The 22,074-nt window shown below is 60.8% G+C and carries 16 protein-coding genes, 1 tRNA gene and 1 riboswitch; of the genes, 2 read left to right on the forward strand and 15 right to left on the reverse strand.

What is annotated here, in order from left to right:
• Positions 1–59: 59 nt before the first annotated feature.
• On the reverse strand, positions 60–1,622 hold the full coding sequence (locus GDJ93_RS08925; protein WP_152068533.1) for a Mur ligase family protein: 1,563 nt from the start codon (positions 1,620–1,622) through the stop codon (positions 60–62).
• 111 nt (positions 1,623–1,733) lie between these two features.
• Positions 1,734–3,614: an asparagine synthase (glutamine-hydrolyzing) gene (asnB, locus tag GDJ93_RS08930; RefSeq protein ID WP_117563808.1), complete on the reverse strand. Its 1,881-nt coding sequence runs from the start codon at positions 3,612–3,614 to the stop codon at positions 1,734–1,736.
• Between the two features lie 187 nt (positions 3,615–3,801).
• Here asnB and GDJ93_RS08935 point away from each other — a divergent pair.
• Positions 3,802–3,877 (forward strand) — tRNA-Val (locus tag GDJ93_RS08935).
• Between the two features lie 609 nt (positions 3,878–4,486).
• On the opposite strand, the gene GDJ93_RS08940 is transcribed toward GDJ93_RS08935, so the two are convergent.
• From GDJ93_RS08940 to GDJ93_RS08995, 12 genes are all read right to left on the reverse strand, one after another.
• Positions 4,487–5,770, reverse strand: a complete 1,284-nt coding sequence (locus tag GDJ93_RS08940) for an aspartate aminotransferase family protein (RefSeq protein ID WP_152068534.1) — start codon at positions 5,768–5,770, stop codon at positions 4,487–4,489.
• A gap of 69 nt (positions 5,771–5,839) precedes the next feature.
• Complete coding sequence (argB, locus tag GDJ93_RS08945) at positions 5,840–6,820, reverse strand: acetylglutamate kinase (protein ID WP_117798529.1); 981 nt, start codon at positions 6,818–6,820, stop codon at positions 5,840–5,842.
• Positions 6,821–6,901: 81 nt separating this feature from the next.
• A complete protein-coding gene (gene argJ, locus GDJ93_RS08950) occupies positions 6,902–8,170 on the reverse strand; it encodes a bifunctional glutamate N-acetyltransferase/amino-acid acetyltransferase ArgJ (RefSeq protein WP_152068535.1) in 1,269 nt (422 codons plus the stop codon).
• A gap of 135 nt (positions 8,171–8,305) precedes the next feature.
• Positions 8,306–9,376 carry an N-acetyl-gamma-glutamyl-phosphate reductase gene (gene argC / locus GDJ93_RS08955; protein ID WP_152068536.1) on the reverse strand — a complete coding sequence of 357 codons (1,071 nt, stop codon included), beginning with the start codon at positions 9,374–9,376 and terminating at the stop codon, positions 8,306–8,308.
• Between the two features lie 257 nt (positions 9,377–9,633).
• Entirely contained in the window at positions 9,634–10,044 is a 411-nt protein-coding gene (locus tag GDJ93_RS08960; protein ID WP_099432117.1) for a pyridoxamine 5'-phosphate oxidase family protein, read from the reverse strand.
• Between the two features lie 51 nt (positions 10,045–10,095).
• Positions 10,096–10,542 (reverse strand): pyridoxamine 5'-phosphate oxidase family protein, encoded by a 447-nt coding sequence (locus GDJ93_RS08965; protein WP_117648255.1) that lies wholly within the window; start codon positions 10,540–10,542, stop codon positions 10,096–10,098.
• Between the two features lie 30 nt (positions 10,543–10,572).
• Positions 10,573–11,373: an energy-coupling factor transporter transmembrane component T family protein gene (locus GDJ93_RS08970; protein ID WP_152068537.1), complete on the reverse strand. Its 801-nt coding sequence runs from the start codon at positions 11,371–11,373 to the stop codon at positions 10,573–10,575.
• A complete protein-coding gene (locus tag GDJ93_RS08975; protein ID WP_152068538.1) occupies positions 11,373–13,277 on the reverse strand; it encodes an energy-coupling factor transporter ATPase in 1,905 nt (634 codons plus the stop codon). The genes GDJ93_RS08970 and GDJ93_RS08975 overlap by 1 nt, the downstream gene beginning before the upstream one ends.
• Positions 13,274–13,864 (reverse strand): ECF transporter S component, encoded by a 591-nt coding sequence (locus GDJ93_RS08980; RefSeq protein ID WP_226812571.1) that lies wholly within the window; start codon positions 13,862–13,864, stop codon positions 13,274–13,276. Before GDJ93_RS08980 ends, GDJ93_RS08975 begins: the two co-directional genes overlap by 4 nt.
• Positions 13,865–13,869: 5 nt before the next feature.
• Positions 13,870–14,062, reverse strand: a riboswitch (FMN riboswitch).
• Positions 14,063–14,434: 372 nt separating this feature from the next.
• Complete coding sequence (gene groL, locus GDJ93_RS08985) at positions 14,435–16,072, reverse strand: chaperonin GroEL (RefSeq protein WP_022094352.1); 1,638 nt, start codon at positions 16,070–16,072, stop codon at positions 14,435–14,437.
• A gap of 96 nt (positions 16,073–16,168) precedes the next feature.
• A complete protein-coding gene (gene groES, locus GDJ93_RS08990) occupies positions 16,169–16,462 on the reverse strand; it encodes a co-chaperone GroES (RefSeq protein WP_040358989.1) in 294 nt (97 codons plus the stop codon).
• 907 nt (positions 16,463–17,369) lie between these two features.
• A complete protein-coding gene (locus GDJ93_RS08995) occupies positions 17,370–19,007 on the reverse strand; it encodes an amidohydrolase (RefSeq protein WP_226812572.1) in 1,638 nt (545 codons plus the stop codon).
• Positions 19,008–19,175: 168 nt separating this feature from the next.
• On the opposite strand from GDJ93_RS08995, the gene GDJ93_RS09000 reads away from it, so the two are divergent.
• Positions 19,176–20,639, forward strand: a complete 1,464-nt coding sequence (locus tag GDJ93_RS09000) for a M20 family metallopeptidase (RefSeq protein WP_152068540.1) — start codon at positions 19,176–19,178, stop codon at positions 20,637–20,639.
• Between the two features lie 131 nt (positions 20,640–20,770).
• On the opposite strand, the gene GDJ93_RS09005 is transcribed toward GDJ93_RS09000, so the two are convergent.
• The gene (locus GDJ93_RS09005) at positions 20,771–22,054 is read right to left on the reverse strand and encodes a zinc-ribbon domain-containing protein (RefSeq protein WP_152068541.1); all 1,284 of its coding nucleotides are present in this window, start codon (positions 22,052–22,054) and stop codon (positions 20,771–20,773) included.
• Between the last annotated feature and the right edge of the window lie 20 nt (positions 22,055–22,074).

Consider the following 22,074-nt stretch of genomic DNA (forward strand, 5'->3'; position numbering starts at 1 on the left):
ATTGAGGGAACACGCTTATGGCGACAGCGCACTCAGGGCGCCGCCGCCATCATGGTTCATTAGTCAAACTGGGCAACATCGATCAGGCGATTGGCCAGCGAAAGGTCGCTCTCGATGGGCACGAACTCGTCGCCCACGTGCATGAGCTCCTCGTCACCCTTTGCCAGCAGCAAGACAATGGTGGGAGCATCGGGGTTGACGTACTCCTCGCGCGCCGCCTTGAACGCCGCATGCACAGCGGCTTCGCGATCGAGGATGATCTTGTTCGGCGTATCGTCGGGAACATGTTCGGCAAGCTCGCGACAGACCTTCATCGGGTCCTCGTGAGCCGGGTCCTCATTGGCAAAGATCATCAGATCGGAATACGGTGCGGCCTCGCGCGGAAGCTGCTCGCGGCGCTCCTGCGCCTTGCCGCCGGCAGCGCCAAACACCGCAATGACCGGACTAGCGGGAAACGCGCGCTTGACCGACGAGAAAAGCGAGCGGAACGAAAGCTGGTTGTGCGCGTAGTCGACGACACAAATCACGCGGCCGTCCTTCGACTCCACGACCTCCATACGGCCCGGCACACGCAGTTTTGAGAGGCCCTTCTTGATAGCCTCGATACCGATGCCGATCTCGCGCGCAGCGGCGATAGCGACCAGCGCGTTCTCCACGTTAAAGTCGCCCGCGATACCCAGCAGGACCTTCTCCCCCGCCTCGGACTCGTCGGCGCTCATGCCGTGCAAGTTGAACTCGATGTTAAAGCCGAGCATGCGGACATCGCTCGCCCACAGGCTTGCCTCGGGATGCTCGACGCCAACGGTCACCAAGCGCTCGGCCGTCGACGCTGCCTCTAGCACACGGTCAACCTCTTCGGTGCCTAGATTCACCACGGCGGTCTTTGCCTGGTCAAAGATCCTGAGTTTGCTCTCAAAATAATCCTCAAACGTGGGGTGTTCGATCGGCGAGATGTGGTCGCGGCCGATGTTGAGGAAGCACGCCACGTCAAACGGCAGATTCTCGACGCGTTGGTACTTGAGCGCCTGGCTCGAAACCTCCATGACCATGGACTGGCGACCGGACGTGCGACAGTTGGCGATATGGCGCCAGATCTCGGGGGCCTCGGGCGTGGTGTTGGTGCTCTCGTAGCACTCGATACCATCGTCGGTGTTCACCGAACCGATCATGCCGCAGGACTCGCCCGCCGCCTTGATGATGGACTGGAGCATAAAAGCGGCCGTGGTCTTTCCCTTGGTGCCGGTGATGCCCACGATCTTGACGTCGTGGTCGGGACGGTCATAGACCTCCGGCGGCAACAGGGCCATGGCCGTGCGAACGCTATCAACAACCAGCATCGCAGCACCGCTCTCCTTCGCCAGCGACTCCAGAGACTCGACCAGTGACTCCTCGCACACAAATGCGACGGCGCCCGCATCGAGCGCCATGCTCAAAAACGCGGGCTTAAAGGCAGCACCTTTGCAAAAGAACACGTCACCTGCCGAGACCGCGCGCGAATCAAACGAGCAGCCGGTCACGGCACGCTCGTCAACCTGCTCTGAGGCGCGCAGCTCGCCGCACACATCGAGAAGCTTGGCAAGCGTATCGACCGTGGTCACGGTCGCGGAATCCGAATGGTGCATCTTTCACCTTTCTCAGCCATTTGGCAGGGACGGTTTTATAGTAACTGAAACGCACCCATGCAAAAACGGCTCCCGGAGGAGCCGTTACGCGCAGGCGTTCGTAAGCCGAGGCTAGGCAGCCTGAACAGCGGGCTGGTCCTCGTCGATAAAGAAGCGCTTGTACCACACCAGGAACACGAGCGGCGTATAGATCTTGCGCTGGAAATCGCCCTTGCCCGCAAAGTGCAGATCGAGCAGGTGCATGAGCTCGTCGGTATCGAAGAACTCGCTTGCCCACGGCGCGGTGAAGTACTCCTTGACATAGTCGTACCACTTTTGCTCGCGCAGCCAGTAGACAATCGGCACCGGGAAGCCCACCTTGGGACGGGTGGCCCACTCATCGGGCAGCGACTTGTTGGCAGCGTGGCGGAGTACCTGTTTGTTGCCGTTCTCGTTGATGCGGTAGCGGTCGGGAATGTGCTCGGCGAACTCCATGACTTTGCGGTCCAGGAAGGGCACGCGCAGCTCCAGCGAGTGCGCCATGCACATCTTGTCGGCCTTGAGCAGAATGTCGCCCGGGAGCCACATGTTCATGTCCAAGTACTGCTTCTTGACCAGCTCGGGCTGACCCTTCACGCGCGCGTAGATGGGTGCAGCGAGCTCAAAGGCGCCGTCGCCGGTGTTGTACTCGGGCTTGAGCACGCCGTCGACCTCGCGCTCCGGCCATACCAGAGCCTGTCCCAGGAACGACTTCTCGGGAATCTCGGCACCCTTGACTAGGAAGTTATGTCCCTTGAAGTACGGCATATGCAGCGCCAGGTTACCGAGCGCGCGACGGATGGGCAGCGGCACCATCTTTTTGTACTTGCGCACCGGAACCGTGTCCTCGTAGTAGGCGTAGCCGCCAAAGAGTTCGTCGGCGCCTTCGCCCGAAAGCACCACGGTGACGTCCTTGCGGGCCATCTCGGCCAAGAACCACAGCGGCACGGAAGACAGGTTGGACTGCGGCTCGTCCATGTGATACTGGATGTCCTCGAGCGCACCGAAGAACTCGTCGGCGGTAATCATCTTGCGAACGTTCTCGACGCCGAGCTTATCGGAAAGCTCCTTGGCGTAGTTGGTCTCGTTGAAGTTCTTGTAGTCAAAGCCCACCGAGAAGGTCTTGTCGGGCATGAGGCAAGCGGCGATGTAGCTGGAGTCGACGCCACCGGAGAGGAACGACGCGACCTTGACGTCGGCGATACGATGGGCCTCGACACTCTCGTGCACGACCTCGTCCAGCTCATCGACATACTCCTCGAACGGCTTCTCGACGGCAGAGTAATCGCAATCCCAGTAGCGCTCGATGTTCATCTTGCCGGTCGGGATATCGACGGTAAAGTAGTGCGCCGGCGGCAGCTTGTAGACACCCTCGAAGAAGGTCTCCTCGGTTGCCGAATACTGCAGCGTCATGTACGGACGCAGGGCCTTTTTGTTGACCGCCTTGTGGAAGTGTGGGTAGTCCAGGAAGCTCTTGATCTCGGAACCAAAGAGCACGCCCGGAGCGCCGTCGCCCGCATCGGCCATGGGATAGTAGTAGAGCGGCTTGATGCCAAAGATGTCGCGGGCGCCAAAAAGCTTGTTCTTCTTTTTGTCCCAGATGACGAAGGCGTACATACCGCGCAGACGATCGAGTACGGCCTCGCCCCACTCCTCGTAGCCGTGCAGGAGGCTCTCGGTGTCGGCGCCGCAGTGGAACTTGTAGCCCTTGGCCTCGAGCTCGGAACGGAGTTCTTGGAAGTTGTAGATCTCGCCGTTGAAGACAATGACGACGCTACCGTCCTCGTTGGCCATGGGTTGGGCGCCAGCCTCGGTCAGGTCGAGGATCGACAGGCGGCGGAAGCCGAGGGCAACGCGGCCGTCGATAAACTGACCGCCCATGTCGGGACCGCGATGGACGATGCGGTCCATCATCTTGGTGAGCACCTCGGATTGGTTATCCGTCCCACCGACAAAACCGACAAAACCGCACATATACTATCCCCTCTGCTGTTGCTGGGCATCAAATCGAATCAGTAGCTTTTGAGTATACCCGAGGGCGTAAAGAGGGACGGAATGTTCAGGCAATCTCAACTGAATCAGCTCCGCTGTGACACGTGCCAGTTACCTTTAATGGATATGAGGTGAATGAGGCGATTGTTTTGCTATACTCTCTCCGCACGGGCGATTGGCGCAACGGTTAGCGCAGGTGCTTTACACGCACAAGGCTGGGGGTTCGAATCCCTCATCGCCCACCACTGAATTGGAAACGGTCCTCGCAAGGGGACCGTTTTGTTTGCGCCCATTTCATGGGATTCGAACCCGCCAGGGTGCGGAGCTGAGGAAACGCGAAGCGTTTTCCAGCGCAGCACGCGAGGAGCGGAGCGACGAAGCGGATGCGGGCGGCGCCAGCCGCACGCGGACATCCCTCATCGCCCACCACAGAATTGGAAACGGTCCTCGCAAGGGGACCGTTTTTGCTTGCGCCCGGTGCATGGGATTCGAACCCGCCAGCACGTCTGTCACAAAGGCCGTGGCCAAAAAATGGCAAAAATGAGTACTGCTACTTTGTTTGCAACATATAAAAAGATAGTATTTGCTTAAGTTACGCAACATATGTCCATTATAAGGACTAACAGTTGGATCAAAATCGTGCATTCATCGCCATTTCGACTTGCCATCTGGCCTTATTAGTCCAAAATTGCTGCTACCAAATCGGTAGCAGTACTCATATTTAATGTTTTTTGACCAGCGGGTCTCCCTGCCTTAGCAAATCTAAGGCAAAACGGGCTCCAGACCGCTGAATCATGCCACATAGGGCACGCCCGCAGTCCGGAACCCGGTCCAAATTGAGTTATTGCGCTGCGTTAGACCAAGACACCCGACAGGATCTCGATCAGACTGTCCACGTCGGCTTCCTCGCAGACGAGCGGCGGCAAGAAACGCAGCGTATGAGCACCCGTAGCGTTAATCACGGCACCGGCGGCCAGCGCGCGGGCAACAATATCATGTGCGTCGCCCGCGGCATCATCCAAATCACAGCCGAGCATCAGGCCACGGCCACGCACCTCTACCACATGCGGAAGCTTAGCCAGCGCCTGCTCCATATAGGCACCCACCTTGGCAGCATGCTCGGCATAATCGCCGCGCACAAGCGCGGAGAGCGTCGCGGCACACGCCGCGACGGCCAAGCAGCTACCGCCAAAGGTCGAGCCGTGGTCGCCCGGCTTAAACACGTCGGCAATCTCCTTCTTCGCCACGACGGCACCCATGGGCACGCCATCAGCAATGCCCTTGGCAAGGCTCATGATGTCGGGCTCCACGCCATAGGTCTGGAACGCAAACGGCTTGCCGGAGCGGACGATGCCGCACTGGACCTCGTCGGCGATAAGCACGGCGCCCACTTCGTGTGCCAGGTCGCGCGCTGCCGCCATAAACTCCTCGGTCATGGGGTGCACGCCACTCTCACCCTGGATCGGCTCGAGCATCACGGCACAAATCTCGCTCCCCAGCTGCTTAAAGATCGCACGCAGCTCGTCCACATCGTTGGGCGTGCAGGCCACAAAGCCACCCGGCAGCGGGCGGAAGCTGTCCTGCAGCCAATCCTGCATGGTGGCGGCAATGGTCTCGAGCGTACGGCCGTGGAAGCCGCCGCGCATGCACACGATGGTGTTGCCGCCATTACCGGCACGCTTGGCGTACAGGCGCGCGAGCTTCATCGAGCCCTCGTTGGCCTCGGCGCCAGAGTTGGCAAAGAAGGTCTCCCAAACCTGCTCATCCGCAGCCGGGGCACCAAGTGCAGCTGCCGTGGTCTCATCGCCGGCGACAATGGCATCGGCAAGCACGCGCGCACCATCTACGTCGTCGTTAGCAAGCTTGGACAGCAGCGCCGCGACCTGTCCGCGCTGCTCGATGTAGAAGTAATTGGAGACATGCATGAGCTTTTTGGTCTGTGCCTCGAGCGCCGAGAGCACAGCCGGGTCGCCATGACCTAGGCTGCACACGCCGATGCCGGCAAGAAAATCGAGGTACTCACGGTCATCGTCGCCGGTGAGCTTCATGCCGTGACCCTCGACAAACTCGACCGGAGAGCGGCCAAAGGTATGCATAACGTAATGGGATTCAAGCGATTGCTGAGCTGCAAGTGACATGGGATGCCTTTCGTTGGGCGCCAGACGGCGCGGGGCTATGGGTGCAGGAATGGGGCGGCTGCGGGTCAGCTAGACCGTCTGAAGCTTCTCGACCTCGTCAAGGTTCTCGGTCAGACGCGCAGCAAACGTCGAAAGCGGATGCGGATGCGTATCGAACTCGTAAGCCGTCTCGGTGGAATGGATCACGGTGCCGACGCCGGCATCGGTCAGCAGCTCCAGGAGCAGCGAATGCGGCGTCGTGCCATTGATGATGTGGGCTCGGAACACGCCAGCGGTAAGCGCGTCGACAGCCGCACGCAGCTTGGGAATCATGCCCTTATCGACCTCGCCGCCGTAGAGCATTTCGTTAACCTCGTCGAGCGTTAGGTTGGAGATAAGTGAGTCCTTGTCGCTAAAGTCCTTGTACAGGCCATCGACATCGGTCAAAAAGATCGCCTTATGCGCGTGGAGCGCCGCGGCAACGGCACCGGCGGCGGTGTCGGCGTTGATGTTGAAGAAACCGCCGTCCTCCCCCGCCGCGACGGTAGCGATGACGGGGATGTACTCGCTATCGAGTAAGCGCTCGATATAGTCGGTGTTGACGTGCGTCACTTTGCCCACACGACCGAGCTCGGGGTCGAGCGGCTCGGCGATGAGCGTGCCGGCATCACTGCCCGACACGCCCACGGCCAGATTGCCGTGGTGGTTGATGGCAGCAACCAGCTCCTGGTTGACTTTACCACCCAGCACCTCGCGCACGATATCCATAGTCGCCGGCGTGGTCACGCGTTGGCCGTTCTTAAACTCGACGGGAATATCGTAATGGCTCAGCGCCTCGTTGATAGCCTTACCGCCGCCGTGCACGATGACGGGGCGCATACCGATGATCTTGAGCAAAACGATGTCGCTCATCACGTCGCGGCGCAGCTGCTCATCAACCATGGCGGCTCCGCCATATTTGATAACAACCGTCTTGCCGGTCAGGTTCTTAATCCACGGCAGCGCTTCGAACAGCAGCTGCGCGGTCGCTTCGTTGGATTCGCTCGAACGACAATCGCGTGCGAATTTCATAATCTGCCTCGTCTTTCGTATCGTTATCGCGCCGTGCTCCGCTGTCCGCAATCGCGGCAAGATGCGCAGCGTGCCCGGAATCTAGGAACGGTAGTCGCCGTTGATGGAAATGTACTCGTGCGTGAGGTCGCAGGTCCACACGGTTGTTGCCGCGTCGCCTGCGCCCAGGTCGGCCGAGATCACGATCTCGGGCGCCTCGAAACGTCGTAGAGCCTCGTCCTCGTCAAAGGGAACAGTCAGACCATCGCGACAGACAGGCATACCCATCATGTCGATGGAAGCGTCTTCCTGATTAAACTTCACGCCGCACTTGCCAAGCGCCATAGCAACACGGCCCCAGTTGCAGTCGTGGCCGGCGATGCAGGTCTTAACGAGCGGCGAGTTGGCAACGGCACGGGCGGCGATATCGGCTTCCTCGTCGTTGGCGGCGCCGGTAACGTTGACCGTAACAAGCTTGGATGCGCCCTCACCATCAGCGGCGATATTGCGCGCCAGGCTCTCGCACACCTCGTGCACGGCAAATGCCAACTCGTCAAAGGCATCGGAACCCTCGACGATAGGCTCGGCATCTGCGGCAGCGGCGCCGGAGGCAAGCATGATGCAGGTGTCGTTGGTCGAGGTGTCGGAATCGACCGTTACCTTGTTGAAGGTCTGCTTGACGGTGGAGAGCAACAGGGCGTGGAGCGCCGCCGGCTCGACGGGGGCATCGGTAGTGATAACTGCGATCATGGTGGCCATGTTGGGCATGATCATACCCGAGCCCTTGCACATGCCGCCCACCGTATAAGCGTTGCCCGCATGGCCCGCGGCCTCACTGACGTAGGACACGGCGTACTCCTTGGAGTGCGTGTCGGTCGTCATGATGGCGCGAGCGGCATCGGCGCCACCGTGAGCGGAGAGCACCTCGTAGGCAGCAGGAATGGCGGTCTCAAACGTGTCGATCGGCAGAATCTGGCCAATCACACCCGTGGAGGCAACCAGAATCTGCTGGGGCTCGCAGCCGATGACCTGCGACGCGATGTTGCATGTCTCGCGCGCACAGGCTAGGCCGGTCTCGCCCGTGGCGGCATTCGCATTGCCGGAGTTGATTGAAACACCGGCGATAATGCCATAGCCCTTGTCCGCACCGCCCAGGTTGGCACGGCTCACCTGCACGGGCGCCGCACAAAAGCGGTTGGTCGTAAACACGCCGGCGCCGGGACAGGGTTTATCAGGCACGACGAGCGCATAGTCCAAGCGCTCGGGATTCTTCCGGAATCCCGCATGGATGCCTGCGGCCTTAAAGCCGGCAGCCGCCGTAACGCCGCCCTCGACGGCGCGAATCTTGATATCAATCAGGTCGGTGTTCATCGTCCCTACGACTCCTTATATCAAACAAAAAAGCGGGCATCGGCTGGCACGCCATACCGGTCGCAACTACTAGACCAGCTTAAAAGTGGCGCCCAACTCGATACCCGACTACCAAATCGCTAACAATCGAATGTGCTACACCGGGCACGCCACTGTGAGCAAGCCTCGTCGCTCGTCAAAGCCAAAAACGATGTTGGCGCACTGGACCGCCTGGCCCGCAGCACCCTTGCACAAATTGTCGATGGCGCCCGTCGCCACCAGCACGCCTGCACGCTTGTTGAGCGCAAGGCCAATCTGGGCGGCATTGGTACCGACGACCGAAGCCGTCTTGGGCTGCTGGCCGGCATCGAGCACGCGCACAAAGGTGCGACCGGCGTAAAACTTCTTGTAATGGTCGACGACATCCTCAAGAACCAGCGCGTCGAGAGCCTGCGGCGCGAGCGGCATCGTCACCGTGGAAAGCAGGCCGCGCTTGAGCGGTGCCAAGTGCGGGGTGAAGACGATGCGGTCGGCCAGGCCGAGTATCTGCTCGATCTCGGGCGTATGACGATGCTTGCCCACGCCATAGGCTTCCAGGTTCTCGTCCGCGCTGCAAAAATGGGTGCGGGCGTTACAGGACTTGCCGGCACCCGTCACGCCGCTGATAGCGTCAACGATCACGGGACCGCTCTCGGCCACCCAGCCCGCACGCACGGCAGGAGCGGCTGCAAGGCTCGTTGCGGTGGGATAGCAGCCGGCGCAGGCGACCAACACGGGCTTTCCGGCGGCATGGCTGGAAGCAGCAGTCTCTAAGTCCTGACAGAACAGCTCGGGCAGGCCAAAAGCGCGGGTCTTGAGCAACTCGGGGCTCGTGTGCTCAGCGGCATACCATGCCTCAAAGACGGACGCGTCGCTCAGACGGTAATCGGCCGAAAGATCAAAGCAGGAAACGCCCGCGGCAAGCAGCGCGGGCACCTGTGCCATGGCAGCCGTGTGCGGCACGGCAAGAAAAACCGCATCGCAGCTCTTGAGCTCGGGGGCGTCATGCGTGGTGAAAACCAGATCGCTCACGCCAGCAAAGCTCGGATACACCGCGGACAGCGGCTGGCCGGCATCGGCGTTGGACGTAATGGCAACAAGTTCAAACTCGGGATGGCCAAGCACGAGGCGAATGAGTTCGGCGCCGGCATATCCAGCCGCGCCGACGATTCCAACCTTCAAAGACATATCAGACTCCTTGTCTGCGATTTATGCACCGATGCGCATTTCGCAGCGGTCGTTATGAAGTGGGTTGAAACTTTAGCACCAAAAGATGCATTAACACGTAAATGGCTTGCATATTCATGCATTGAAACATTCCCGACACATTCGCTTGAAGGAATTGACAAATAGAGCGGGCCCCGTATTGACCGGCGCTCCTAACGGCGCCGGGCAATACGGGGCCCGCCCATGCGAAAACCAAGTTGTTAGGATGAGCCGGTTGGCTAGAGCTCGACCGGCACCCATTCGTCGTGATTGCAGATAAAAGCCTCGGGATCCTCGACGCTAAAGAAGACGAGCGTGGGGTCGTTAGGCCCCTCATAGTGCTCGCCCAGGCGCTCTAGATGCTTCCACCCGGCTTCGCGCATTTCGTCTAAAGCCCGGTCATCCAAGCCAGCGCGCCCGCGCAAGATGAGCCAGCCATGGCCCGGCCACCAACTCGTGGCCTCAAAGCGCTGGTTTTGCAGCAGCTCCTGCCACACATCTTTAGTGCGCGCCGTCACAAACCACAGCTTACCGTCCTGGATCTGCGCAAACGAAAACGGACGCACATGCGGCTGTCCGTCCACGCTCGTCGCCAAGTACCACGCCGGCACCGACGTCAGATACTCCAACACCGTATTCAATCCGTCCATGTGTCCTCCTGGCACTAGCTAATTCGGAACGGGTAGTTAATTTGAGACGCGCTAGAGCTCCAGGCGCTCCTCGCTGCCGTCGATATCACAGAAGCGCGCGGCAATATTGCGGACCGAAAAGAAAGCAAGGCGGCCGTCGTTGGCACTCTCGTGTTCCTCGCCAATGCCCACCATGTGCTTAAAACCCGCTTGACGCACCTTGTCGCTCGCAACTGCGTCGTCCTCAAGTGCGGCCTCGCCGGTCAACACGATCCAACACTCCCCCGGCTTCCAGCCCGAGAGCTCAAACTTGGGATTCGCACTCAGCTCCGCCCACACGTCCTTGTCGCGCGATGTGCAAAACCACAGCTTACCGTCATCGACCATGGCAAACGAAAACGGCCTCACGCGAGGCTGATGCCCGTCGGCCACATCGGTCGTGGCCAGATACCACGCCGGAATGCGCCTGAGATACGAACAGGCGCGCTCAAGCTGAGCCGTGCGGTCGTTGTCGGTCATAGGGACCCCTTTCTTGCGCCCGAATCGCGCCTAAACAAGTTGAAGATTGATGACGATGACGCAGATGAGCAGCAACGCCGTCACCACCGCCGCCAACGCATCGCCGCGGCCAAATGCAAGCGCATGCAGGCGCGTGCGGCCCTGCTCGCCGTGATAGCAGCGTGCATCCATGGCGTCAGACAGCGTCTCGGCATGGCGGAACACGCCCGTGAACAGCGGAATGGCCACACTGCCGAGCATACGCACGCCGCCGAGCGGGCCTCCCGTCACGCGCGCACCGCGGCTCGCCTGCGCATCGGCCGTCTGCTTCATCTCGGTAGCGAACTGCGGCATAAAGCGCAACGCGATACCCATGATCATGCCGAGCTCATGCGCCGGAAGCCCCACGCGCGCAAACGGTGCGAGCAGACGCTCAAAGCCCGCGGTGAGGTCGAGCGTGGGGGTGGTGAGCGTAATGGCGCTCATGCCGGCCATCATCAAGCTCAGGCGGCACGCCATAAACGCCGCAGAACGCAGCGAGCCCTCGCTTATCTGCAGAAAGCCGAGCTGCCACAGAATGCGCCCGCTCTGGTCGGAAAACAGGTTGAGCACTGCGACCACGACGACGATTGCCAGCAGCGGCGCCATCGATGATAGGACCCGGCGCAACGGCACCCGGGCCATGGAATAGACCAGCACGACGAAAATTGCGACCGGGGCCAGTCCGCGGAAGCCGCCGACGGTCAGCGTCGTGATCAAAAACACAAAGCCCAGGAGCAGCTTGGTGCGCGGATCCAGGCGATGGATCGCACTATCGCCGGGATAGTAGCTGCCAAACGAAAACGCCTCCATCAGCAGTCCTCCTCTCGCACGACCGTCTTGGATTTAGCAATGTCCGCGACGTTAGAGGGACCGCCCGAGCGACCGATTAGCAGGTCCATCAACTCATCTGCCAACGACTCAACCGTATAGAGCCCGCCGCGACGCAGCGGCACGCCCGCTTCCGCGAGCGCCAACGCCATGCGCTGAGCAGCAGGTACGCCCAAGCCGATCGACTTGAGCTCATCGGCATGCGCAAACACCTGCACGGGGGTTCCCTCGGCAAACACCGCGCCTTCGTTCATTACGACGATACGGTCGCAGCAATTGGCCAGGTCATCCATACTATGCGAAACCATGACAACGGTCAGGCCATCGCGGTGAAGTCGATCGATAAGCTCAAGGAAATCCCTGCGCGCAGCCGGATCGAGCCCCGCCATGGGCTCATCGAGCACCAGGACTTCGGGCTCCATGGCGAGCACGCCGGCGAATGCCACACGCCGTTGCTGACCGCCCGAAAGCTCAAAGGGACTCTTGTCGCCCACCGTGGCCAGGTCGAGGCCCGCGCGCGCGAGCGATGACTCAACGCGGCGGGCAACCTCGGGCTGCGACAAGCCAAGGTTACGCGGACCAAATGCCACGTCCTGTGCCACGGTCTCGGCAAACAGCTGACGCTCTGGATACTGAAACACCACGCCGACCTTTGCCTTAACCGCGGCGGCATCTTTCTTGTTTGCCAGGTCGAGCCCCAATGCGCAAACGGAACCCTCCTGGGGACGAATCAGGCCGTTAAGATGCTGAACCAGCGTCGACTTACCCGAACCGGTATGGCCCGCAAGGCCCAGAAACTCGCCACGACGCACCGTTAGCGACACATTTCGCAACGCCCAGGGGCTGCTAGGGTCGTTGCCCCAGAGGGCCTGTTTGTTCGATGCACCCTCGGCGGCTGAGCGCTTATGCCAACGACGACGCTCGCGGGCGCTCAGCGAATAGCTATACGAAAGGTGCGAAATCTCGATGACGGGCTCCGGCGCGTCTGCGCCATCGAGCGCAGAGGAAACGTTGTCGGGAATACGAAGATCGGACGCAAAAGGCCGCCCGACGATGCCTGTCCTACTCCGCTCGGCATAAGCCTGCGCTATATCGGCGACCATATCCGCCTCGCGCACCTGTGCGCAAATGGGCACGCCCTTCGCGCGAAGCGCCTTGCCAAGACAGCACGATGCCGGCATATCCAGGTTCAGCCGTGCAAGTTCGTCCGCCCGCATCAAGATCTCCTCGGGCGTACCGAGCATGGCAACGCGGCCCGCCTGGAAGACAGCAACGCGATCGGCCTCAGCGGCCTCTTCCATAAAGTGCGTAATCATCACGATGGTCATGCCGCGTTCGTGCAGCGCGTGACAGGCCTTCATAAGGCCCTTGCGCCCGCGCGGATCGAGCATCGAGGACGCCTCGTCCAAAATGAGCACACGCGGCTCCATGGCGAGCACGCCGGCAAGCGCCACGCGCTGCTTTTGTCCGCCCGAGAGAGCGTGGGTCTCGTGACGCTCAAAGCCCACCAGACCCACGGCCTTCAGCGCCTCGCGCACGCGCTGCGCGATCTGGGCCGATTCGACCCCTAAGTTCTCGGGACCAAACGCAACATCGTCCTCGACAAGCGTCGCCACAAGCTGGTCGTCGGGATTCTGGAACACCATGCCCGCAGTCGAGCGGATATCGTAGACCAGCTCGGGATCGGACGCGTCCATGCCGTTGACGCACACCGTTCCCGCATCGGGCTGCAGCAGCGCATTCAGATGCTTGGCAAACGTCGACTTGCCCGACCCATTGCCACCGAGGATGCAGAAAAACTCGCCGTCCTCGATATTCAGATCGACGCCGTCGAGCGCCGGTACGGCACCGTCATAGCTAAAGGAAACGCCCAGACACTCAATCATGCGCGGCCTTTGACCTGGTCCTTTTTAGGCGTGATGAGGTTGGAGACTGCTTTATACACCGCCAGCGTCAACACCGAGTTGAGCACGGTCTTGATGAGGTTGAACGGCAGCACGGCGGGAATCATGAGCGGGGCGATCACATCGACCGAGCCATACCAGAACCATACGCCAATGGTAAGGTTTGCGACCATGGACAGCACCGTAGCGGCAATGACGCCGAGCACCAGACCAATCACGGCACCCTTATAGGTATGCATCTTTTGGTAGACGATCGCCGCGGGCAGAATAAAGCCCAGCGTAGCGACCAAGTTCATAAGCGCGCCGACCCAGTCACCCGTGGTGAGCGCATGGATAACGATCGCCATGGCGGCAACAGCAGTACCGGCACCGGGACCGTACGCAAACCCGCACACCATCGCCGGCACCAGCGACGGGTCATACGTCAAAAACGGCGCCGAAGGAAGGATGGGCAGCTGCACGTACATAAACAGGGCGCCCAAGGCGCACATCAACGCCATGGTAACGAGCTGTTTGGTGCTCCACCTATTCGTGTTCTCAAAATGGATATGCTGCGACTGCTCAGACATAAGATCACCTGCCTCTTTCATCCGGACTCTAACCGTTGGTACTGGGATCTCACCAGTTCAGCCGGCATGCAAACCAACACACGCACGGGTCGCGGACTCATCGGCTCGGCCGCAGACGCCTCGCCTGCGCCACGGCACCCCTTTGGCACCGCCCGATTTACCGCCAGTGGGGAATTCCACCCCGCCCTGAAACAGCAATTGCAAGTGTAGCACGAGCAGGTATTAGCGCAAGTATGCCGAGGGTAATTTGTGGCGGGGATCAGTTGCCGCAACAGCCACGTTCCCCACCCATCCCAAAGTAACGCGCTTTTCGCGGCAAAGCCGCGAAACAGCGAAGGGGACACGTATCCCTATCGACCACATCCTTCTCCGCCCGCCGACCTCAAGGCCGTAAACGCAGGGAATCCGGGGGTGGGACGGGGACTTCTCTCCGGAATATTCCGCAGGACGCAAAGAGGCTCCGCAGCGCGAAGCGCGATGCGGAGCCTCTTTGCATGTCCGAGGACGTTCCGGAGAGAAGTCCCCGTCCCACCCCCGGATTCCCGGTGGGAGTTCTAGACCTTGTCGGCCTTAGTACATACCGCCGCCCTGCTGACCAGCGGTAGCGGCAGCGATAGCATCCTCAAGCTGAGTGTTCTTGGGCACATCGGAGACGGTAGCCTCGGTGATGAGGATCAGGCTGGCGACAGAAGCAGCGTTCTGCAGGGTGACGCGGCTGACCTTGACGGGGTCGAGGACGCCCATCTCGATCATGTCGCCCCACTCGCCGTTGGCAGAGTTGAGACCCTGGCCGGCGGGCAGCTCGGCAACCTTGTCGACCACGACAGCGCCCTCAAAGCCAGCGTTCTTGGCGATGGTAGCGACCGGAGCAGTCAGAGCCTTCTTGACGATGTCGACACCGATCTTCTCCTCGGGGTCGTCGAGCTCAACGGCGTCGAGCGCAGGAGCAGCGTCCATGAAGGCGACGCCGCCACCGGCGACGATGCCCTCCTCGACAGCAGCGCGGGTAGCCTGCAGGGCGTCCTCGACGCGGTGCTTGATCTCCTTGAGCTCGGACTCGGTAGCAGCGCCGACCTTGATGACGGCAACGCCACCGGAGAGCTTGGCCAGGCGCTCCTGGAGCTTCTCGCGGTCGAAGTCAGAGGTGGTGTTCTCCATCTCACCCTTGATCTGAGCGATACGAGCGTCGATGGCCTCCTTGGAGCCAGCGCCACCGACGACGACGGTGTTGTCCTTGGAGATGGTGACGGACTTAGCGGTACCGAGCATATCAGCGGTGATGTCAGCAACCTTCACGCCCAGCTCGTCCAGGGCAGCCTGGCCACCGGTGAGGACGGCGATGTCCTCGAGGATGCGCTTGCGGCGATCGCCGTAGCCCGGAGCCTTGACGGCGCAGACGTTGAGGGCGCCACGGATCTTGTTGAGGACCAGGGTCGGCAGAGCCTCGCCGTCGATGTCCTCAGCGATGATGAGCAGGCCGCGGCCAGCGCGCTGGACAGCCTCGAGAACGGGCATAATGTCCTGAACGCTGGAGATCTTCTGGTCGGTGATGAGGATGTACGGATCCTTCATCACGGCCTCCATGCGGTCGTTGTCCGTGACGAAGTAAGCGGAGACATAGCCCTTGTCGAACTGCATGCCCTCGACGGTGTCGATGGTGATGTCGAACGTCTGGGAATCCTCGACGGTGATGACGCCGTCCTTGCCCACGACCTCCATGGCCTCGGCGATCTTCTCGCCAACCTCGGGGTCACCGGCGGAGATGGTACCGACGGAAGCGATCTGCTCCTTGGTCTCGACCGGCTTGGCCTGCTTCTTCATCTCGGCGACGGCGGCGTTAACGGCCTTGTCGATGCCGCGACGAATGGCCAGCGGGTTGGCGCCAGCGGCGACGTTGCGCAGGCCGTCGTTGACGATGGCCTGAGCGAGCAGAGTTGCGGTGGTGGTGCCGTCACCCACGGTGTCGTTGGTCTTGGTGGCAACCTCCTTCACCAGCTGAGCGCCCATGTTCTCGATGTTGTCCTCGAGCTCGATCTCCTTGGCGACGGAAACGCCGTCGTTGGTGATGGTCGGGGCACCGAACGTGCGCTGCAGCGCAACGTAGCGACCCTTGGGGCCCATGGTAACGGTAACGGCGTCGGCCAGAGTGTTGACGCCCTTGGCAAGCTTAGCGCGGGCATCGGTGTTGAACGTAATGTTCTTTGCCATGGTAGGTAATCCTCCAAAAGAAATGTGACTCGCGCCGCCGCTTCCGAGTCCTATGCGGCGGGCGCGTTCAAAGACGAATCAGAGATTCTGACGAGACTAGGCCTCGACGACAGCGTAGATGTCGTCGGCGCGCATCAGCAGATACTTCTCGCCGTCGACCTTGACCTCGTTGCCACCAAACTTACCGTAGATGACAACGTCGCCGACCTGAACGTCCATGGGGATGCGCTCGCCCTTGTCGTTGACCTTACCGGCGCCAACGGCAACGATGGTGCCGCGCTGCGGCTTCTCCTGAGCGTTGCTGGCGATGTACAGACCAGAAGCGGTCTTCTGCTCGGCCTCGTCGGGCTTGACCAGGACGCGATCTGCAAGCGGCTTCAAAGACGACATGCTTGTTTCCTCCTTTTTGGGCCGCGCGGTTGAGCCGTGCGGGTTTCCCTACTTCGTTTGCGTACGCGTTGAATGGTACCCACGAATGGCGGGTTATACAACACGGAGTCAAAAAATCTTATTTTTTGGCACTTAGATTTTCTGAATGCCGGGGGATAACTTAGCAGTGGCTCCCGGGGCGGACCGGAGGGCATGAAGTTTGCTGCTCTACAGTCCTGCGCAAGACGGAAAGCACATTAAGTGCTTTCCTTTGCGTGCGGAACTCGCGACAAACTTCATGCCCTCCGGTCCGCCCCGGGAGCTAGGTTAACTAATTCGGGCCCGGCATTCAGAAAAGTCAGTGCAGCAAAATGGCGATGCGGATAGCGACATGGGCATGGTTTTCGCCGCGCGCACGGGTCCCCCGGGGAGCACCGTGCATTTTTGGGAGTATTCAGCAGGCCAGGGTAAATGCATACGCGCCGGACATACTTTTTTGGTCCCAAGGATGCTTTCAGCGGGCGGTTTTGGTCGGTGGGCAGACCCCGTTGGGACAAAAAGGCATGCCTCGCGTCGCACCGGAGCCCGAAATGACGTCAATCTCCACAACGTTACCCGACTGCAGCGGCGCCGGCGGGGCTTGCGTTGCTGAATACTCCGTTTTTTGCACGGCCCAGGCGGGGGTACATCAGGACCAGAAAGAACATCCCAGCCTTTTTATGCAATCTGCAATGGAAAGTATGCAAAACACCAAGAGACGGCATTGCTGATGTCCAAATTAAATGCGCGGGGCAGCGGCGCCACACCCCACGCTCAAATCAAGCAGAGCAGGGACGCTCATAGCGAGTCCCCACCGATATACAAACGCGGCTCGAGCGCCATCCCAAAATAGGCTGCCCGAGCCGCGCTTAACGGTACGGCATGATTATTAGCGCTCGTAAATCAAGTTACCTGCCAGGTAGGTGGTCTGAACCTTGGTAGCCTGGAGCTCTTGGGGGTCGATGGTGAGCGGGTTTTGGTCCAGGACTACCAGGTCGGCATACTTGCCGGGCTCCAAGCTGCCGAGGTTTTGCTCGTCGCCCGCTGCATAGGCGCTGCCCAGGGTGTAGTTGCGCAGGGCTGTTGCTGCATCGATGCGCTCGCTCGGTAACCAGCCGCCCTCGGGCCAGTGGCTTTTGGGATCCTGGCGCGTGATAGCCGTGTAGAGCACGTTCATGCTTGTAACAGCTGTGATGGGGCTATCGGTGCCGAAGGCTTGGCGGATGCCGCGCTGCTTATAGGTCGCAAACGGCCACATGATGCGGCTGCGTTCCAGGCCCAGATCGCGCTCGGGGCCGCCCGGGTCGAGTGTAATGTGACAGGGCTGGCTCGAGGCAACGACGTTAAGCTTGCGTAGACGATCGATGTCCTCGGGCAAGAGGTTCTCCAGGTGCTCGAGCGTGTTATGGCCGTGCTGGGGCAGGCCGTACAGTTCGGCGGCCTCCTCAAAGATATCGAGCGCGGCATGGATGGCACCGTCGCCGATGACATGGATGCGCACGGTATGGCCGCGCTCCGCGGCCGCCAGAACCAGCTTGCGCATGCGCTCGGCAGGAACCGTCAGGCGACCTTGATCGCCCGGGAAGCGCGGGTTGGTATAGGGCTCGGTGAGATAGGCCGTGTGTTCGCTCGACACGCCGTCGAAGAACTGCTTAAAGCCTGGCGCCGAAAGCAGCGCGTTGTTCGCGTAACGTACCTGCAGCTCTTCCAAGCGCGATTGGTCATCCAGCAGCGTGGGAAACAAATGGGCTCGGATGCCCAACTTGCCGGCTGCCTGCAGTTTGTCGTAGACGTCGTCGCGGATAAAATCGCAGCCCGGCATGGGCATGAGCGACATATCGCATATCGAGGTGATGCCCTGCTCGGCCATACGCCTCATTTGATCGGCGTAAGCACTTGCAATGCGATCCTCGCCCAGCCATTCAAGACAGCGCGGCAGCAGCTGCATAGCAGCTGCCTCGTGGGCGATACCCGTAAGCTCACCGTTTGAGTCTTTGTCGTAACTGCCACCCGCCGGAGGCTCGCTGTCGCGTGTCACGCCGAGGGCTTCGAGTGCGCGGCTGTTGAGCCAAAGCGTGTGCCCGTCGCCCGAATACATAGCGCAGGGACGATCGGGGAATGCCGCATCGAGCGACGCCTTGGTAGGATGCTCGGGCGGGTCCCAACGGTAGTCGCGCCAGCCCTGCGTCACAACCCAAGCGTCGTCGGGCAGGTCCTGGGAAAACTCGAGCGCATGTTGTACCAGCGCCGCCTCGGACGTGCCCATATCCATGAGCATGTACGGCGAGGAACCGACCGAGGTATGGAAGAAATGCAGATGAGCGTCATGGAAACCGGGGCAGACAAACTGCTCGCCGTAGTCGATAACCGGCGTGGCGGCAGGCGCGGCGGCAATCACGTCATCGGGCACACCGACTGCGACGATGCGATCGCCCGCAATGGCAATCGCCAGCTCGCGGGCGGCATCGATGCCGTCTTGCGCGGTAAAAACGTTCTTGGAGCAGATAATCCGATCGATATGTTGCATGGGCGTCCCCATCTCTGGCAGGAAATTCAACACTCCCGAGTGTACTCCCCCGCCCTTGCAACAAAACCCCAAGCGGCAAACGGCAACTTTACCAGCCCTAGCGGCAGGTGGCATACTGGAGAAAGCCTGTACGATTTTGCGATCAACCCAGCAAGGAGCAAATCGACTATGACGAAGACCAAGGCACAGCAAATTATGGCGGCGACCGAGGCTCGCGCGGCTGACGACGTCACCGCAGCCATCAAAGATATCGCTACCGAATTTGAGCCCTACATCATCAAGCAGCGCCGGCACTTCCATAAGCACCCGGAACTGAGCCTTGCCGAGGAGCGCACGACCTCCGACATCGCCAACCAGCTCGACGCCATGAATATCCCCTACGAGCGTCCGCTCAAGACCGGCTTGGTGGCAACGCTTCGCGGTACCGCGCCGGATGCCTACCGCGAGGACGGCACGCCACGCCGCCGCATCCTGCTGCGCGCCGACATCGACGCCCTGCCCGTCACCGAGCAGACCGGCGAGGAGTTCGCCAGCGTCAACGAGGGCTGCATGCACGCTTGCGGCCACGACTGCCATATCGCCATGATGCTCGGCACGCTGCAAATCCTGCGCCATATGACCGACGACATCCACGGCGAAGTCCGCATCGTCTTCCAACCCAGCGAGGAAAACGGCCAGGGCGCCAAGCTCATGATCGGCACGGGCGTGCTCGACGGCGTCGATGGCGCCTACGCCGCGCACATCTGGAGTGAGGTCGACGCCGGAACCGTGAGCTGCGAGCCCGGCCCGCGCATGGCCAATACCGACTGGTTCCGTATCGACGTACGCGGCACCTCGTGCCACGGCGCCATGCCCCAGCGCGGTCACGACGCCGTTATGGTGGCCGCCGAGATCGTCAACGCCCTGCAGACCATCGTTTCGCGCGAGATCAGCCCCTACGAGCCGGCTGTCATCACCGTCGGCGAGCTGCACGGCGGCACCGCACGCAACGTTATCGCCGGCACGGCCTACCTCGCCGGCACGGTGCGCACCTACGGCGATTCGACCCACGAGGAAATGCCGGAGCTCATGCGCCGCATCGTGGAGCATACCGCGGCCGCCTTGGGCGCCGAGGCAGAGCTCACCGACTACACCATCGCCAACTACAAGGTCGAAAACGACGCGGCCTCGAGCGAGCGCTGCCGTCAGGCTGTAATTAAGTGTCTGGGCCCCGCCGGCCAAGGCCATTATCGCGGCACGCTTTCGGGCGAGGATTTTTCGGAGTACCTGCGTCGCGTACCGGGCGTGCTCGCCTTTGTAGGTACGCGCAACCCCAAGATTGGCGCCACGTACGCCCAACATTCCTGCTTCTACAAGATCGACGAGACCGTGCTGGCAAAGGGCTCCATGGTGGCCGCCCAGTATGCTATCGACTTTTTGGCCGAGCCCACGCAAGAGGAGCTCGACGGCCCCGCGATTACCGCGGTCGCCGAAACCAACCCCGATCTGGCCGCCAAGTTGCGCTCTGCCAAGGCGACGACCGCCGAGGCTCGCGACGCCATCCATGATGCCCGAACGGCTCGCCATGCCGCGATCAAGGGCATCCACGACGCACGCGCTGCTGCACGCCGCGAGGAGAAGCACGACGAGTAGTCGTCACACCCATCCATAACAGCCTGGCTAAAGCAGAGCGGGGGCGGACGTATCGAAACGTCCGCCCCCGCTCATTCTTCAAGCGCTATTTCTACCATTTCTACCCCGTCCCCAAATAGCAGGCGGCGTGGCTACTCGTCCTGAGGCTCCTCGTCGGAGCTTGGCTCGGACGCCGGCTCAGGTGCAGGTGCAGGTGCCGGCTCAGGCTCAGGTGCAGGCTCGGACTCAGATGCCGTCTCAGGCTCGGGCGCCGGCTCAGGCTCGGTCGCAGGAGCGGGTGCAGGTGCCGGCGAAGCATCCGGAGCACCGTAACCCGAAGGGGTGGACTTCTTCTCGAAGGGCAACACAAAAGTCAGGACGTCGTCCTTATCCTCATCGGCCCACTCGCTTGCATAGCGTGCGGCCCAATAGCCAACGGCACGGTGCTTGAGCATCTTGCCAAAGACCGTAAGAAATACGGTGACGAAAGCGACCAGCACCAAGAACAGCGCGAGCGTGACGCCACCGCCGGTAACAATTGCCTCAATACCCGTAGGACGATAGTAGTAGCTATACATACCGACAGAGGCAATGGCGCCAAAGACGACCGTCAAGATCCATGTGACAACGTTGGCGACCAGGCCCGTCAAAAACTCGGGAAGGAACGAAGCGCAGAACAGCTTGGTCTTGTTGTGCTTAAAGGCCGCCCAGACCTTATCGAGCGAAAACGCGCTCTCGACACGCCCGGTCACCGCAAAGTGCATCACGGCGATGTCGGCGAACATCTTAAAGAAGACACCCAGAATCGCCGAGGCAATTAGCGCCAGGACAAGCAGGCCGAGCGAACCGAACAGCGCAGCCTCGAGCGCATAAGAGCCGTAATAAGAATACGAGCCCGCGGCGCCAATTACCACGCCCTCCACCAGCGAAAGCACTACACCGATAACGGGAATGGCAGCGATAACCTCGAGCACGACCGAAATAACGCTCGAAAAGACTCCGAGACCAAACGACGTGGAACGCATCAGCGGACGATCCATGCCGTCATCGATCTTAAGCGACAGATCGCGGCCCCACTCGATGCCAAAGCCGGAACCGCACACGCTCGCAATGCAAGCTGCCAAAAAGCCGATGGCAGCCGCAATGCCGCCAATAACGGGAATAAACAACACGAGCACCGACACAACGCAAATCAGCGCCGGCAAAAACGCGATTTGGCATACACGCTGAAGCACACCCGGGGTCTTGGTCATATCTTGGAACGCCTGAGCCACACAGCCCTTTGGCGCATTCGCCACGGGCGGTTGCGGAACAAACTGCTGGGGCTGAGGCTGTCCCTGGGGAGCGGGGCCAGCGGCACCAGCATTAGGAGCACCGCACACACCGCAGAACTTGTCGTTATCGCCCATGGGGGCGCCACACTGCGAGCAGAACATAGAATCATCCCTTCGTATCT

Source organism: Collinsella aerofaciens (genome assembly GCF_902501475.1).
GTDB lineage: Bacteria > Actinomycetota > Coriobacteriia > Coriobacteriales > Coriobacteriaceae > Collinsella > Collinsella aerofaciens_AL.

Coding starts and splice junctions, on each gene's coding strand:
- GDJ93_RS08925 (WP_152068533.1), bottom strand. CDS start 1,622: ATGCACCATTCGGATTCCGCGACCGTGACCACGGTCGATACGCTTGCC.
- asnB (WP_117563808.1), bottom strand. CDS start 3,614: ATGTGCGGTTTTGTCGGTTTTGTCGGTGGGACGGATAACCAATCCGAG.
- GDJ93_RS08940 (WP_152068534.1), bottom strand. CDS start 5,770: ATGTCACTTGCAGCTCAGCAATCGCTTGAATCCCATTACGTTATGCAT.
- argB (WP_117798529.1), bottom strand. CDS start 6,820: ATGAAATTCGCACGCGATTGTCGTTCGAGCGAATCCAACGAAGCGACC.
- argJ (WP_152068535.1), bottom strand. CDS start 8,170: ATGAACACCGACCTGATTGATATCAAGATTCGCGCCGTCGAGGGCGGC.
- argC (WP_152068536.1), bottom strand. CDS start 9,376: ATGTCTTTGAAGGTTGGAATCGTCGGCGCGGCTGGATATGCCGGCGCC.
- GDJ93_RS08960 (WP_099432117.1), bottom strand. CDS start 10,044: ATGGACGGATTGAATACGGTGTTGGAGTATCTGACGTCGGTGCCGGCG.
- GDJ93_RS08965 (WP_117648255.1), bottom strand. CDS start 10,542: ATGACCGACAACGACCGCACGGCTCAGCTTGAGCGCGCCTGTTCGTAT.
- GDJ93_RS08970 (WP_152068537.1), bottom strand. CDS start 11,373: ATGGAGGCGTTTTCGTTTGGCAGCTACTATCCCGGCGATAGTGCGATC.
- GDJ93_RS08975 (WP_152068538.1), bottom strand. CDS start 13,277: ATGATTGAGTGTCTGGGCGTTTCCTTTAGCTATGACGGTGCCGTACCG.
- GDJ93_RS08980 (WP_226812571.1), bottom strand. CDS start 13,864: ATGTCTGAGCAGTCGCAGCATATCCATTTTGAGAACACGAATAGGTGG.
- groL (WP_022094352.1), bottom strand. CDS start 16,072: ATGGCAAAGAACATTACGTTCAACACCGATGCCCGCGCTAAGCTTGCC.
- groES (WP_040358989.1), bottom strand. CDS start 16,462: ATGTCGTCTTTGAAGCCGCTTGCAGATCGCGTCCTGGTCAAGCCCGAC.
- GDJ93_RS08995 (WP_226812572.1), bottom strand. CDS start 19,007: ATGCAACATATCGATCGGATTATCTGCTCCAAGAACGTTTTTACCGCG.
- GDJ93_RS09000 (WP_152068540.1), top strand. CDS start 19,176: ATGACGAAGACCAAGGCACAGCAAATTATGGCGGCGACCGAGGCTCGC.
- GDJ93_RS09005 (WP_152068541.1), bottom strand. CDS start 22,054: ATGTTCTGCTCGCAGTGTGGCGCCCCCATGGGCGATAACGACAAGTTC.